This is a genomic window from Stenotrophobium rhamnosiphilum (genome assembly GCF_003052265.1).
In the GTDB taxonomy this organism is placed as follows: domain Bacteria; phylum Pseudomonadota; class Gammaproteobacteria; order Nevskiales; family Nevskiaceae; genus Stenotrophobium; species Stenotrophobium rhamnosiphilum.
The window spans coordinates 388,132-402,219 of sequence record NZ_QANS01000003.1 but is presented as its reverse complement, the minus strand read 5'-3'; the positions used below and the strand labels follow the sequence as shown (position 1 = coordinate 402,219).

The 14,088-nt window shown below is 54.7% G+C and carries 13 protein-coding genes; 6 read left to right on the top strand and 7 right to left on the bottom strand.

Features of this window, described 5'->3' with window-relative positions; translation table 11 throughout:
* The first annotated feature begins 1 nt into the window (after position 1).
* Both CJD38_RS09435 and CJD38_RS09430 read left to right on the top strand, forming a co-directional pair.
* Positions 2–1,468, top strand: coding sequence for a DUF3336 domain-containing protein (locus CJD38_RS09435; RefSeq protein ID WP_107940083.1), 1,467 nt, complete (start codon positions 2–4; stop codon positions 1,466–1,468).
* A 20-nt stretch (positions 1,469–1,488) separates the two neighbouring features.
* On the top strand, positions 1,489–1,824 hold the full coding sequence (locus CJD38_RS09430; RefSeq protein WP_107940082.1) for an MGMT family protein: 336 nt from the start codon (positions 1,489–1,491) through the stop codon (positions 1,822–1,824).
* A gap of 70 nt (positions 1,825–1,894) precedes the next feature.
* Here CJD38_RS09430 and CJD38_RS09425 read toward each other — a convergent pair whose 3' ends face one another.
* From CJD38_RS09425 to CJD38_RS09400, 6 genes are all read right to left on the bottom strand, one after another.
* Positions 1,895–5,026 carry an efflux RND transporter permease subunit gene (locus CJD38_RS09425; protein WP_107940081.1) on the bottom strand — a complete coding sequence of 1,044 codons (3,132 nt, stop codon included), beginning with the start codon at positions 5,024–5,026 and terminating at the stop codon, positions 1,895–1,897.
* A complete protein-coding gene (locus tag CJD38_RS09420; RefSeq protein WP_107940080.1) occupies positions 5,023–6,288 on the bottom strand; it encodes an efflux RND transporter periplasmic adaptor subunit in 1,266 nt (421 codons plus the stop codon). Before CJD38_RS09420 ends, CJD38_RS09425 begins: the two co-directional genes overlap by 4 nt.
* The gene (locus tag CJD38_RS09415; RefSeq protein ID WP_107940079.1) at positions 6,285–7,583 is read right to left on the bottom strand and encodes a TolC family protein; all 1,299 of its coding nucleotides are present in this window, start codon (positions 7,581–7,583) and stop codon (positions 6,285–6,287) included. The genes CJD38_RS09420 and CJD38_RS09415 overlap by 4 nt, the downstream gene beginning before the upstream one ends.
* Positions 7,584–7,633: 50 nt before the next feature.
* Entirely contained in the window at positions 7,634–7,978 is a 345-nt protein-coding gene (locus CJD38_RS09410; RefSeq protein ID WP_146165968.1) for a hypothetical protein, read from the bottom strand.
* Positions 7,979–8,066: 88 nt separating this feature from the next.
* Positions 8,067–8,555 (bottom strand): hypothetical protein, encoded by a 489-nt coding sequence (locus CJD38_RS09405; RefSeq protein ID WP_107940077.1) that lies wholly within the window; start codon positions 8,553–8,555, stop codon positions 8,067–8,069.
* Positions 8,556–8,716: 161 nt separating this feature from the next.
* Positions 8,717–10,807, bottom strand: coding sequence for a M13 family metallopeptidase (locus tag CJD38_RS09400; protein WP_107940076.1), 2,091 nt, complete (start codon positions 10,805–10,807; stop codon positions 8,717–8,719).
* Between the two features lie 167 nt (positions 10,808–10,974).
* On the opposite strand from CJD38_RS09400, the gene CJD38_RS09395 reads away from it, so the two are divergent.
* Positions 10,975–11,889, top strand: a complete 915-nt coding sequence (locus tag CJD38_RS09395; protein ID WP_146165967.1) for a hypothetical protein — start codon at positions 10,975–10,977, stop codon at positions 11,887–11,889.
* Positions 11,890–12,026: 137 nt separating this feature from the next.
* Positions 12,027–12,254 carry a hypothetical protein gene (locus tag CJD38_RS09390; RefSeq protein WP_107940074.1) on the top strand — a complete coding sequence of 76 codons (228 nt, stop codon included), beginning with the start codon at positions 12,027–12,029 and terminating at the stop codon, positions 12,252–12,254.
* A gap of 17 nt (positions 12,255–12,271) precedes the next feature.
* On the opposite strand, the gene CJD38_RS09385 is transcribed toward CJD38_RS09390, so the two are convergent.
* A complete protein-coding gene (locus CJD38_RS09385; RefSeq protein WP_107940073.1) occupies positions 12,272–12,910 on the bottom strand; it encodes a lysoplasmalogenase in 639 nt (212 codons plus the stop codon).
* A 69-nt stretch (positions 12,911–12,979) separates the two neighbouring features.
* Between CJD38_RS09385 and msrB the strand changes: the two genes are divergently transcribed.
* Positions 12,980–13,381, top strand: coding sequence for a peptide-methionine (R)-S-oxide reductase MsrB (gene msrB / locus CJD38_RS09380; protein ID WP_107940072.1), 402 nt, complete (start codon positions 12,980–12,982; stop codon positions 13,379–13,381).
* A gap of 2 nt (positions 13,382–13,383) precedes the next feature.
* Positions 13,384–14,073, top strand: a complete 690-nt coding sequence (locus CJD38_RS09375; RefSeq protein ID WP_107940071.1) for a type 1 glutamine amidotransferase — start codon at positions 13,384–13,386, stop codon at positions 14,071–14,073.
* Positions 14,074–14,088 lie beyond the last annotated feature (15 nt).

The window sequence follows — 14,088 nt, the reverse complement described above, 5'->3', positions numbered from 1 at the left end:
GATGTCCAACAAGCTTATTGTCACCCGTCAACGCGACCTCGAGCAGGCCGCCGACTATAAGGAATGGCGCGAAATTGCCGTCGAACTGGACACCCTTGAGGGTGCCGCCGCCTGGAAACAGGACGACACCAGCGACGACTACGACTACCTTCTGATCAAAGAACGCCTCGCCGAAATGCGCGCCCTGCGCAAAGGTGGCGATGTTCGTCAGTTGGTGTTCAATCTGTATGAAGGCCTGCACGGCAACATCGGCAACATCACCAATCCGGCCCTCTACGGTGTGGCCCGCGTTGGCACCAAACTCCTGATCGAACAATACGTTGAAGAAGTCGCGCGCTGCCTCGACTACCTCTGCATCGGCGATTTTCCGGACTTTCCGGAAGACGAAAAGATCATCTTCTTTAAGCGTACCGGCACCGTTTTTGGTCGCTCGGCGCTGATGCTGTCCGGCGGCGCAACGCTGGGCATGTTTCACCTCGGCGTGATCAAAGCGCTGCACGAGCGCAATCTGCTGCCCAAAGTCATCTCGGGTTCCAGCGCCGGTTCCATCATTGCTGGCGTGGTGGGCTCGCGCACCGATGCTGAACTGGGCCGCGTGTTTGAACCGGGCGGGCTGAATCTGCGCGCCTTCCAGAGCGTCAGCCTGCGCAATATTTTCAAAGGCGGTGCGGTGATGGACGGCGGTCAGCTTGAGCGTTGCCTTGCTGAAAACGTCGGCGAGATCAGCTTCACGCAGGCCTTTGAGCGCACGCGTCGCATCATCGGCATCACCGTTTCACCAGCTGACCCACATCAGCAAGGTCGTCTGCTCAATTACTTGGCTGCGCCGCATGTGTTGCTGCGTCGCGCGATTCTGGCGTCTTGCGCCGTTCCCGGCGTGTTCCCACCGGTGATGTTGGAAGCGCACGATTATCTCGGCCGCGTTGTTCCGTATATGCCAAGCAAACGTTGGGTTGATGGCAGCCTTGCCAACGATCTGCCGATGCTTCGCCTCGCGCGCCTGCACAACTGCAATCACTACATCGTCAGCCAAACCAATCCACACATTGTGCCGTTCATGTCAGACGTTGCGCCTAAGCGCGGCCTGATTCCGCTGGCACGCGAACTCGCTAGCTCCGGCAGCCGCGGCGCGCTCACGCTCGCACGCACGCATATGGATCCTTACGGCGCCGGTCGCATCATCAACAAGCTCGACAATGTGACGCGCCAGAAATACAGCGGCGACGTCAATATTTTTCCGCGTCACACGCCCAAGCAGTTGCTCAATATGTTCTCCAACCTCACGGATGATGAGATTCAGCGCTTCATCCGCGACGGCGACCGCGCGACGTGGTCGAAGATTGATCGCATCCGCAATCAAACGCGCATCTCACGTACGTTTGATGAATGCATTGGCATACTGAAGCAACGCGCTATTGAAAAAGCCGCCGCACCCCGTAAGAAAGCCTCACTCCGCGCGGTTAAATAAAATCGCAGCAGCTTAGCTCGATGAAAATTCACGACAGCTGCGTTGCAATCTGGGAAGCCACCAAGAAAATCCCGCGCGGTCGCGTTTCAACTTACGGTCAGATCGCGCGCGAAGCGGGATTTCCCAATCACCCGCGCCTTGCGGGTTATGCGCTGAAACATATCCCAGACAATATGAAAGTGCCCTGGCATCGTGTGATGAATGCACAGGGCAAAATTTCGCTTCCGGCTGACAGCGAAAGTCATGCGCTACAGAAAAACCTTCTTGAAGCGGAAGGCGTTCTGTTTCTTAAAGGCAAAGTTGATCTGGTGCGTTATGGATGGCGCAGAAAATCCGACGCGCCGATTCTCGACTAACCGTAGGGCGGGAGCATCCCGCCTTTCGCGGTAGTGCTCTTCGCGGAAGGCGGGATGCTCCCGCCCTACGTCAGCTTTTTAGTTTCCTCCCACGCATCAACAGATACGCCGCGGGAATCACAATCATCGACAACAACGGCGCCGTGATCATGCCGCCGATCATTGGCGCAGCGATGCGCTGCATCACTTCGCTGCCGGTGCCCGCACCCCAGAACAATGGCAGCAAGCCCGCGATGATGACGGCAACCGTCATCGCTTTTGGACGAACGCGCATCACAGCACCTTCAACAATCGCGGCCTTCAAAGCGTCTCGCGTACTGAGCTGGCCTTCGCGCTCCAAGCGCTTCACGGCCTGATCAAGATAGATCAGCATCACCACGCCAAACTCCGCAGCCACACCGGCAAGCGCGATGAAGCCGACGCCTGATGCAATCGACAAGTGATGACCCAATAAATAGATCAGCCAGAATCCACCGATGAGTGCGAACGGCAGAGTCAACATAATCAGTGCCGCCTCGCCGACATTGCGGAAGATCAGAAACAGCAACACAAAAATAATCGCGAGCGTGAAGGGCACCACGAGTTGCAGACGCTTGCTGGCGCGCTCCAGATATTCGAACTGTCCGGACCATGCAACGGAGTAACCGGCTGGCAAGCTGACCTGCTCGGCGACGGCCTTCTGGGCATCGTGCACATACGAGCCAAGATCACGATCATTGATATCGACGTAGATCCAGCCATTGGGGCGCGCGTTCTCGCTCTTGATCATCGGCGGGCCATCGGTGACGACAACTTCGGAAATACTGCCGAGCGTCACCACCGCGCCGCTGCTCGTAACAATCGGCAACTCACGCAGTGACGTAATCGAATCACGCATCTCGCGTGGATATCGAACGTTGATTGGAAAGCGCTGTAGACCTTCAATCGTCTCGCCAACGTTCTGACCACCAATGGCGAGCGAGACGATGCGCTGGATGTCATCGATACTCAGGCCATAACGCGCAGCAGCAATGCGATCAGGCCGCACTTCGATGTAACGCCCGCCTGAGACACGCTCAGAAAATGCCGATGAAGTTCCCGGCACTTTTTTGACGACAGCTTCAATCTCTTCACCAATCTTCTCGATCACTTTCAAATCAGGCCCAGCGATCTTGATGCCGACCGGCGACTTGATACCTGTGGCGAGCATGTCGATACGATTACGGATCGGCTGCACCCAGACATTGCCCATGCCGGGAATTTTCAGTGCCGCGTCCATTTCTGCGATGAGCTTCTTCTGCGTCATGCCTGCACGCCACTGATCGTGTGGCTTCAGCATGATGGTGGTTTCCATCATTTCTAGCGGCGCGGGATCTGTTGCGGATTCTGCACGACCCATCTTGCCGAACACGCGCTCGACTTCCGGAAAGGTTTTCAGAATCCTGTCAGTCTGCTGCAAAATTTCTGCGGCCTTGCCGGAAGACAAACCGGGCAGTGCTGTCGGCATATACAAGACATCGCCCTCTTCCAGCGGCGGCATAAATTCACTTCCGAGTCGTGATGCGGGCCATGCAGTAATCAGCAATAACACTGTAGCGATTGCGATCACCAGCTTGGGACGATCCAGTGCCCAATGAATGATCGGCTTATAGCCCGCAATCAGCGCGCGATTGATCGGGTTGGCAGTTTCATCTGCGATCTTGCCGCGGATGAAATACACCATCAGCACCGGAATCAATGTGATCGACAAAGCTGCCGCTGCCGCCATCGCATAAGTTTTGGTGAAGGCGAGTGGCGCGAACAAACGGCCTTCTTGCGCCTCTAGCGTGAACACCGGCACAAACGACAGCGTGATGATCATCAAGGAGAAGAACAGCGCTGGACCGACTTCTGCCGCTGCGGACGCCATCAGGTTTACTTGCTGCTGCGTATTCGGCGACAAGCCCGGATTCTTGTGTCTCCACTCTTCCAAATGTTTGTGCGCGTTCTCAATCATCACCACCGCCGCATCGACCATTGCGCCAATCGCAATCGCAATACCGCCCAGCGACATGATGTTGGCGTTGATACCTTGCCAACGCATCACGCTGAAAGCCACCAGAATGCCGATAGGCAAGGTGATGATAGCCACCAGCGCGGAACGCAGATGGAACAAAAACAAAACGCAGACGACCGCAACGACAATGAACTCTTCAATCAGTTTTTGTTGAAGATTGTCGACCGCGCGCTGAATCAAAGCCGAGCGATCATAAGTCGGCACAATCTCTACGCCTTTGGGCAAACCTTTCTTCAGGGTTTCGAGTTTGGCTTTAACGGCGGTGATGGTTTCCATCGCGTTCTTGCCGGAGCGCATGACGATGATGCCGCCAACTACTTCGCCTTGACCGTCAAGCTCCGCGATACCGCGACGAATTTCCGGGCCCTTCTGCACCCACGCAATATCCTGCAACAAGATCGGCGTGCCGTTACTGCCGAGGCCTACAGGAATTGCATTGAAGTCATCAATGCTCTTCAGATAGCCACGCGCACGCACCATGTATTCGGCTTCGCCAAGATCAAGCACTGATCCGCCCGCTTCGCTATTAGCTTTCTGGATCGCATCAACCACACGATCCTGCGTGATGCTGTAAGCACGCAAGCGATCAGGACGCAGCACAATTTGATACTGCTGATTGAAGCCACCGAGCGTGGCGACTTCGGCTACATTCGGAACGGCCTTCAGCTCATAGCGCAGAAACCAATCCTGCAAAGCACGCAACTGTCCGATGTCATGTTGTCCTGTTCGATCAACAAGTGCGTACTCGTAAATCCAACCAACGCCTGTTGCATCTGGACCCAACTCGGCTTTTGCAGTGGGTGGCAAACGTCCTTGGACCTGCGACAAATATTCGAGCACACGCGAGCGCGCCCAATACAAATCGGTGCCGTCTTCAAACAGAACGTAGACATAGCTATCACCAAAGAACGAATAGCCACGAACGTTCTTAGCTCCGGGCACAGACAACATGGTCGTCGTCAGTGGATACGTCACTTGATCTTCCACCACTTGCGGCGCTTGGCCCGGATAAGTGGTTTTGATGATGACCTGCACGTCGGACAAATCCGGAATGGCATCCAGCGGTGTGGTCTTTGCCGAGTAAATGCCAATGGCGACAATCAACGCTGTCGCCATCAAAACCAGAAAGCGGTTGTGAACCGACCAATGAATCAGACGCGCGATCATGGCTTGTGCTCTGCATCTTGCATGCGCGCCAACGTACCGCGAAGGCTCGCTTCGGAATCGATCAGGAACTGGCCCGACACAACAACGGTTTCGCCTTCTTCAATGCCAGACAAAATCTCGCTACTGCCATTGCGCTCTTCACCGACTTGCACAACAGCAGGACGGAACTTGCCTTGGCCCAAGGCCAAGATCACAACATTGCGCTCACCTGTGCGGATCACAGCTTCGCTAGGCACTGATAAACCATCTTTCTGCGCAGAATTACCAGCCAGCGCCACATCCGCATACATGCCAGGCTTGAGCATCAACTTCGGATTATCAAAAATCATGCGTGCGCGAACGGTGCGTGCCTGTGCATCAAGACTGGGGTAAACGTAATCAACCTTGCCCTTGAGAGCTTCACCCGGCAGCGCACTCACTCGCGCTTCTACGACTTGCCCAATGCTTAAAGATGCGCTGATTGATTCCGGCACTTCAACGACGATCCAGACTTTGGACAAATCCGCCACGCGCATCAGCGGCATCCCCGGCGTAACCTGCTGGCCTTCACGCACATTGAGCTCTGTCACCACACCATTTAGTGGCGCGGCGATTAATGCACGACGTTGTGCTTGCCCGCTCTTAAGCACGGCAGAAACTTGAGCCGTAGAAAGTCCTTGTAGCGATAAGCGCTGACGTGCGGCATCAACTAGACGTTCATCCTGAGAACGCGTTGCCAATGCGAGTTCCTGCTGCGCTGCATAGAGATCGGGCGAGTACACACCCGCAACACTTTGTCCGCGCTTGATCGTATCGCCCACTGCATTGACGTTGAGCTGCTCGACCCAACCCGCCGTGCGAGATTCAATAACGACGATCCGACTCTCATCAATCTGCACAGAACCTGTTGCGTGAATTCCTGTATTCGAGGAGCCACGTGTCACTTTCGCAGTGCGTAAGCCAAAGTTCTGCACCATCTGCGGATCAATCTTGACGGTGCCGCCAGTCGATGCCGAGACAGGATCTGCCTCTGCACTTTCATCGGCGTACATCGGCACCAACTCCATATCCATGAAGGGTGACGGGCCGGGCTTGTCGAAGTGCGCGTCTGGCTTCATTGGGTCGTACCAATAAAGCGGTTTTCGTTCTACAGGTTTTGCGGCCGCTATCTTGTTATCCGCAGAACTCGGGGCGGCGGATGAGTGATGACTCGCAATCCACCAAGCTTGTCCGGCAATCACAGAGATGGCCAGCGTTGAAAGAATGAATGTGCTGCGTTTCATGACGCATCTCCAATGAAATAGTCGAGGGCCAATCGATTGCGCAGAGCATCAACGGCGAGAGTGAGGCGTTGCAGTTGCACATCCAGCAAGCTGCGACGCGCATCGAGCAGCGAGGCGAGCGTGCCGCGACCTGCGCTGTAGGAAATCAAGGCGGCATCAACACGGGCACGCGCTTGCGGCAGCACCTTGTCGTCGAAGTTTTTTACGCGCTCATTCACGCGTTCCCAATCGTGATGAGCGACGGAGGCCTGCGCGGTGAAATCACGCAACGCGTCTTCACGTCGTGCGTCTGCTTGCTCAGCATCGGCACGTGCGGCGGCGGCATCGCTGTCTTGTCGATTAGCGGTGAAGACCGGAAGGTCAATGCCGACTCTGAGCGTGACAAGATCGGCATAGTCAATGCGATGCCCATAGCCAAGCTCCATACGCCAGTCCGGTTTATAAGCTTGCTTGGCTTGCGCGATTTCGTTTTGTGCGACATCACGACTGCGCTCAAACATGCGCAGCGCCGGATGCTGAGGCAATGTGGACAGCACATTAGCCAAGGGCTGCGGCTCTGCGAGCATCGGCATCATTGAACCGACGGGTCGATTGGCGGCGGCGCCAATCCAGCGCATCAGATCTTCACGCGCATGGCCGGCCATCTGCTGATACTCGGCTTGCTTGTCGAGTAGCAGTGACAAAGAAACATCCGCAGCCAACACGTCGGCCTGCTCATTCTTGCCAGCGCGATAAGCGATCTCGGCGGCTTTCTGACTGCGCTCAGCCTCGATCAACATCGCGCTCACCAAGCGCTGCGCCTGCTCTGGAAAATACAGATCCAAATAAGCCAGACCGGATTCACGCTGGATACGTCGCTGAAGCTCTTGCAGTTGATCTTCTGCGCCACGCGCCATCAGACGCTGCTTTTCCCCACGCAATTCGCGCTTGGCGGCACGCGGAAATTCTTGCGTGATGCCGACACCAATCATCGTGAAATCATCGCGACGCAGACTGTAGGCGTCCTCGCGATTGACCGGCAGATCTTGCACACCCGCCATTAACTGCGGATCGGGCAACTGACTTGCCGAAACAGCGCGCGCATCAAACGCACGCACTTCGGCCGCCTGCGCTGCGAGCTGCGGCTGATCATTAATTGCCAGACGCTGCACTTGCGCCAGCGTTAACGCAGGCGATGCCAGATCAGCAGAAGATTGCTCATGTATCTGCGCTTGCACAGCGCCGACCACGAACAGCGTGACAAATCCCAACGGGGACATTTTTCGCGCAAGCGCGCGACGAGTATTTGAAAGCATTGATCCATCTCCACAGGAAACACCAACGACGCACGAGCGCCGCTACGGGTTTAGCTGTGGAATGAGATCGGTGGCCTCAGGAGTGAGGTCGGCGGGCGTACAGCCGCAATGGGCGCCTGAACTGCTGGCGCATTGTGTTCAATCGAGGAATGAATCATCGGCACAACGACTGCGGCCAATGCTGGTTGTGCATGTGCACAGCGCGACATATCGGGGCAGGCTTTGCCATCGCAGCACTTCGACGGACATTTGCTGGGCTGGTCTTGATCGCCCATATCCATCATGTCCATGCAGGGCGCGTCTGCGGCCATTTCCATCTTCATGGACGAAGTTTTAGCAGGCGCTTCCATCGGGCTACTTGCCAATGCCGCAGCCACGAACATGCTCTGGGTCATTAATGACAACCCTAGTAGCAAGCTCAGTAGTAGACGGAATCGGCGCATGAGGCTTCGACTATAGGCCTTAAATTTTAGTTCCGCAGCCTTACTGCGGGGCAGCAGGCGCAGGAGCTGGTGCGGGAGTTGGAGCAGGCGTTGCCGCAGGCGGAACCGGTGTAGCCGTCCACGACGGCATGGTCGCTTCGCTCACTTCTTCAATGCCGGTCACAAAATAACTGGTGTCGCCAAAGCAGGAAGTCGGCAGGCCCACTTTCTGTTCATAGTGCAGCGACACGCGATGTCCCATCAGTTCTTGAATCTTCTTGGCGACTTCCGGATCACGAACCGTGAACAGGAATTTTTCTGGTGCCGCGCCAGGCACTGCGATGAGCGACAACTCGCCTTCATCGGTTTTGCAGATCACGCCCTTGTGCGAAAGCTTTTGCAGCCAGCCCGCGCGCTCGCCGGTGGAATAGCTCCAGCTCAACATGGCCCAGATGTAGAGCACCGGCAGAATGATGACGAGCGCCAACACAATAAGGCCTATACGTTTGGCGTAACCCTGCTGTAACTGGTATCCGTTTGAAAGGCGCATCGGCAATCACTCTAAGGTTGTGCGAAAAATCGTTAGTGAATACTAGCAGGCCCTTTCTGCGGAGTGATGCCCGCGACCGTCGTTAAAAGAACCCAGCACATGAAAAAGGCGATGGAGCACGCTCCATCGCCTCTATTCCATCTATTTCGCTCTCTACGGTCTTACCATATCTTGATGCGCTGCTCCGGCGCCTTGTACATCTTGTCGCCCGGTTTCACGTCAAAAGCTTCGTAGTAGCCCGGCAAATTGATCACGACACCATTAGCGCGATATTCGCTCGGTGAATGGGGATCGGTTTTGATGCGGCTCACCAGATTGGCCTCGCGATAATTGCGGCGCCAGACCTGTGCCCAACCCATGAAGAAGCGCTGATCACCGGTGAGGCCATCCAACACCGGTGCGGGCTGGCCATTGAGTGAGAGCTGGTAGGCCTTGTAAGCGATGGTCATGCCGGCCAGATCGGCAATGTTTTCGCCAATGGTGAATTCGCCGTTGAGCTTGTAACCCTTCACCGGCTCGTACTGGTTGTATTGCTCGATCAGCGCTTTGGTGCGCGCTTCAAAATTCTTGCGATCATCGGCCGTCCACCAATCACGCAGTACACCGTCACCGTCGTACTGACTGCCTTGATCATCAAAGCCGTGACTGATTTCGTGCCCAATCACTGCGCCGATACCGCCGTAGTTCACCGCATCATCTGCTTTCAGATTAAAGAAAGGCGGCTGCAGAATTGCAGCAGGGAACACGATCTCGTTCATCTCCGGGTTGTAATAAGCATTCACGGTTTGTGGCGTCATATGCCACTCCTCGCGATCAATCGGTTGGCCGAGCTTGTTGATGTCTCGCTGATAGTCGAACTCGTTTGAACGATAAACATTGCCAAGCAAATCATCCGGCTTGATCGTCAGCGCGGAGTAATCGCGCCACTTAGTTGGATAACCAATCTTGGGCGTGAACTTGGCAAGCTTCTGCTGCGCAGCCTTGCGCGTCTCCGGACTCATCCACTCCAAGCCATCGATGCCTTCTTTATAGGCAACGATCAAGTTCTTCACCAAACCATCCATACGCTGCTTGGCTTCTGGCGGGAAATATTGCGCGACATAAATCTTGCCGACGCTTTCACCCAATGCGCCTTCTACCAACGCCACACCGCGCTTCCAACGTGGGCGATCTTCTTTGATGCCATTGAGCACGCCACCGTTGAACTCAAAACTCTCAGCCGCAAAGTGTTGATCCAAGTAAGGCGCTGCATCACTCAGCACACGCCAGCGGAAATAGGTTTTCCATGTTTCCAGTGAAGTCTTATCAATCAACTTGCCGAAGCCTTTAATGTAAGACGGCTGACTGACGACTACGCGCTTCTGGCTGCCCGCGCCGACTTCTTTCACAAAAGTCATCCACGCAAAATTCGGCGCCAAGGTTCCAAGCTTGTCGACGTTGAACGGGTTGTAACCCTTCACCGCATCGCGCGCTTCAACCTTGGTCCACTGCACTTTGGCTAGCTCTGTTTCCAGCGCCAGAATTTTCTTTGCGGCTGCTTTGCCATTAGGCATGCCTGCGAGGCGATAAAGATCTTCAATGTGCGAAAGATACTTGGCGCGAATGTCTTTGAACTTGGCATCGTTCTGCAAATAGTAATCACGGTCCGGCAAGCCAAGACCGGCTTGATAAAAGTCGATGATGTATTTGGTCGGATCCTTCGCGTCCTGATGCACACCACCCAGAACCGGCACGTTGATGCCGATGCGCTGGAGATGTGCCATCAAAGCTGCGATATCTTTTTTGTTATTCAGCGCATCGATACGCTTTAACTCCGGCTGCACCGGACGCGCGCCTTTGATGTCTGCGGTTTTTTCATCCATGAAGCTGGCATAAAGATCGCCAACCTTCTGCTCATCCGTGCCCGGCGCTTTGTCCGTCTTTTCTGCCGCCGTCTCGATAATGCCGCGCAGCTGCGCTTCGGCATCGTCGGTCAACTTGGTAAACGCGCCATAGTTGGATTTATCAGCTGGGATTTCAGTCTCGCTGAGCCACTTACCGTTTACAGCACGATACAAATCGTCTTGCGAGCGAACCGCTTTGTCTGCATTGCCAATCTCAATGCCCGACAGCGGGTACGTCTTGTCATAACTCAGCGCAGGTTTACTCGCAGGCACATGGATGCGTGCAACGGCCTCATTAGGCTGCGGCGCAGGCGTGCTGCACGCCGCGACAAGCAATGCACTGCAAGTACCCAGCAAAATCTTATTCATAAATCCTCGCAATATTTTTCAGCTTTATTATGTAATGCAGCTCGCACCTGATCAGAGCGTTGATTCTGTCAGAGGTTCCAACATCAGTCCGTAAATCACGCCCACAGTTGTGGACTGCTGCGGCCCTGTTCGATTCCATGTTAACTTTTGTCAAACAAGATAAGGGCATGATTCGCATAAACATGGGCATTCAATTTCCAAATTACATGCGCACGCGAGCAGGTCATACGACATCCCGGGTTCCATCAAAATTGTTGTTTGGAATTTTTATGGCAACTATCTCAGTAAATTCTGCAGCAGCTGTCGTTCTTTCCATTTTCAGCACGGCCGTGATTGCCGCTCCGACTGACCGCGACAGCCCACCGCTAAAGCAATGGGCTGACACACACGTCATAAGCGACAAGTTCACACAAGATGTGCTTAAACCATTGCGCTTGGAGGGAGCAACGGTTCGGCTAGCGATAGGACGACTGGTTGATATTGGTTTTCGCTGTGGAATCGAAAAGGGTAGTTACGACTCAAGGTTCAAAGAAATTCCTTGGATGTCAACTCACATGCCCTATGTGAGATGCACGCGAAAATTGGCGGGGGGCTTGACCGGATACCCCACTCTCAACGTGACACTTCAAGTTTCGTCTTGGACCAAATACAGCGATTCAGTAGAACAACTTTACGATACCTTGGAAACCGCAGTCGTTGAAGATGCTCATTCGTCGACTCTAGCGATACCTGCTGATGATTTTGGGCCTGTGTTCTCCTCCGACGGTGCGGCACAACTAGAAAAAAAACATAGGAAGCTGATCCAGCAGTCAGCCCTAATGAGCGATGTTGCGCGAACTCTAGTGCTGAACGGGTTTTATTGCGGCGGCCAACGACCACAGGATCGCAATGATTTCGACGAAGAAACGACCGAAACCCCAGCCTTAGTGTGTTCAATTAACGGAGGCTCGGATCAATGCAGAGTGGGCTTTGTATCAGTCCAATCTACATCTGACATAGCTGAGGCGCCCTCCTCAATGCTGTCTAAAAGCGCACTGCATGTTTTGCGCACAAAATGGCAATGCCTCGCAAAACAGTCCTAGCCTGACCTGGCATTCGACACAAAGTCCTGCATCCAGAGGAAGCCTCGCTATCAAGGATTCCGGTGACTTACGCGTATGGCATACATGATCTCTGGGATGTTGTTCCTGAATTCAAGCAACACTTTTAAGGCGCCACGATGAAAACGCTTGTCAGCATTGTTGTTGGAATCTTAGCCGCGTATCTCACGCTGGCGTGGGCGGTTGGCCACTTGGATGCGGTATCCAACACAACATGCAATCAGGAATTCACGCTGCCCGCTATCGCCTGCGGGTTTGTCGGGTTGGGCATCACGATCTTGCTGATTCCAATTGCTGGAATCGCAGGCTTCTTTGGCACACGATGGGCGCTCGCAAAAAAATCGTGAGCGCCCATCGCGCGGATTTAAACCGTTAGCGAAAACGCCATCAATCCAATTGCTGACCAGTACGTGCTGAGAATCAGCGCTTGCGCGCCGCGATAGCTGCCGACGAATTTACGTACGGATAGTGCGGAATCTGAAATCACAAACAGGATTGCGCCAACAAGTGCGAGGCGTGCTGCTTCTGTCGGCGCTACGTTCCATCGCGCGATTGCGGCTAATGCCAAAGACATCAGAATCGTGCCGTAGACCAGCACGGCTGGCTTGAGTGGGCCCGTCTTTGGCAACAGCCAGATGAAGAAGCCCAAGCCCCAAAGCACGATACCCGCGCTCCACAGCGGCAAGGTTGGTGAATCAACGCCATAGAGCAAAGCAGGAATGAACGCGAGGTGCGCGAGCAGAAAACTGGAGAGGCCCCCAACAAACCAACCATTGCCTTCAAACATCAAACAAATATCGCCGATCAAGGACAACACCAAGGCCAGCAACATGAACGCGCGCGCATTGCCTTCTGGCACGGTTGCTGCGATGCCAATGATGAAAATAGTGGTGAGCGGCTTGAGGACGTAGAAGGTGAAATGACGACGCTCGTTCCAATCCGCGATGATCGCGGCTAGTGCCGAGATGGCGGCGACTATGGCAAAACCAACTGCAATAGGCATGGGCTCTCCTTGATTCTTATCGTATGGGCCGCAGTATAGTTGTACAGCGGGCTGACTTAGGAGTGGGTGATGAGCAAAATCGAAAAATCTGACGCGGACTGGAAGGCACAACTCACGCCTGAACAATATCGCGTGACCCGTCAGCACGGCACCGAGCGCGCTTTTACCGGTGAATATTGGAACCACGAAGCCGACGGTGTTTACGTTTGCGTTTGTTGCAAAGCGCCGCTATTCGATTCGCTGCACAAGTTTGATGCGCACTGCGGTTGGCCGAGTTTTAATCAGCCACTGAGCAAGTCCGCGCCCGTCGCCGAGAGCCACGACAATAGCCACGGCATGGTTCGCACCGAAGTGCATTGTGAACATTGCGGCGCGCACTTGGGCCACGTATTCAACGATGGCCCACCACCAACGGGTCTGCGTTATTGCATCAACTCGGCTTCCATCGATTTTCAAGAACGTAAGGTCTGAGCTTGCGCGTTCACTGGCTACAACACGCGGACTTTGAAGACTTGGGCTGCATCGCGCCCTGGCTTGCATCGCGCGGCGATGTGGTCACGCAGACGCGCTTATACGCAGGCGAACTCCCGCCATCGGCCGACGATTTCGATTTTCTGATCGTGATGGGCGGACCGATGAATATCTATGAATACGATATTCATCCTTGGCTCAAAGCCGAGAAGGCGCTGATCAAGCAAGCCATCGCTGCGGGCAAACGTGTACTCGGCATTTGTCTGGGCTCGCAGTTGATCGCTGATGCGCTGGGCGCGCCGACCACACGCAATGCGCACACTGAAGTCGGCTGGTTCCCTGTGGAGATGAATGACAGCGCACGGCAATCAAAATTATTCGCGGGCTTCCCCGAGCGCTATGTAGCGTTTCACTGGCATGGCGACACCTTTGCGATTGCAGAGGGCGCACGCAATCTCGCATCCAGCGAGGCTTGTGCGCATCAGGCTTACGATTACGGCGAGCGCGTTGCTGCGATTCAGTTTCACTTGGAAGTCACCGCCGCCAATGCGCGTGACTGGTTTGCACACGAGCGGCCCGCGACTGCGGCCTATGTGCAGACGCCGGAAAGCATTCTTTCCGATATTTCCCGTTTTGCCGAAAACAATCGGCTGATGATTCGATTACTGGAAAATCTGACATCTTCTGGCTGAGTTCTGCCTTAGTGT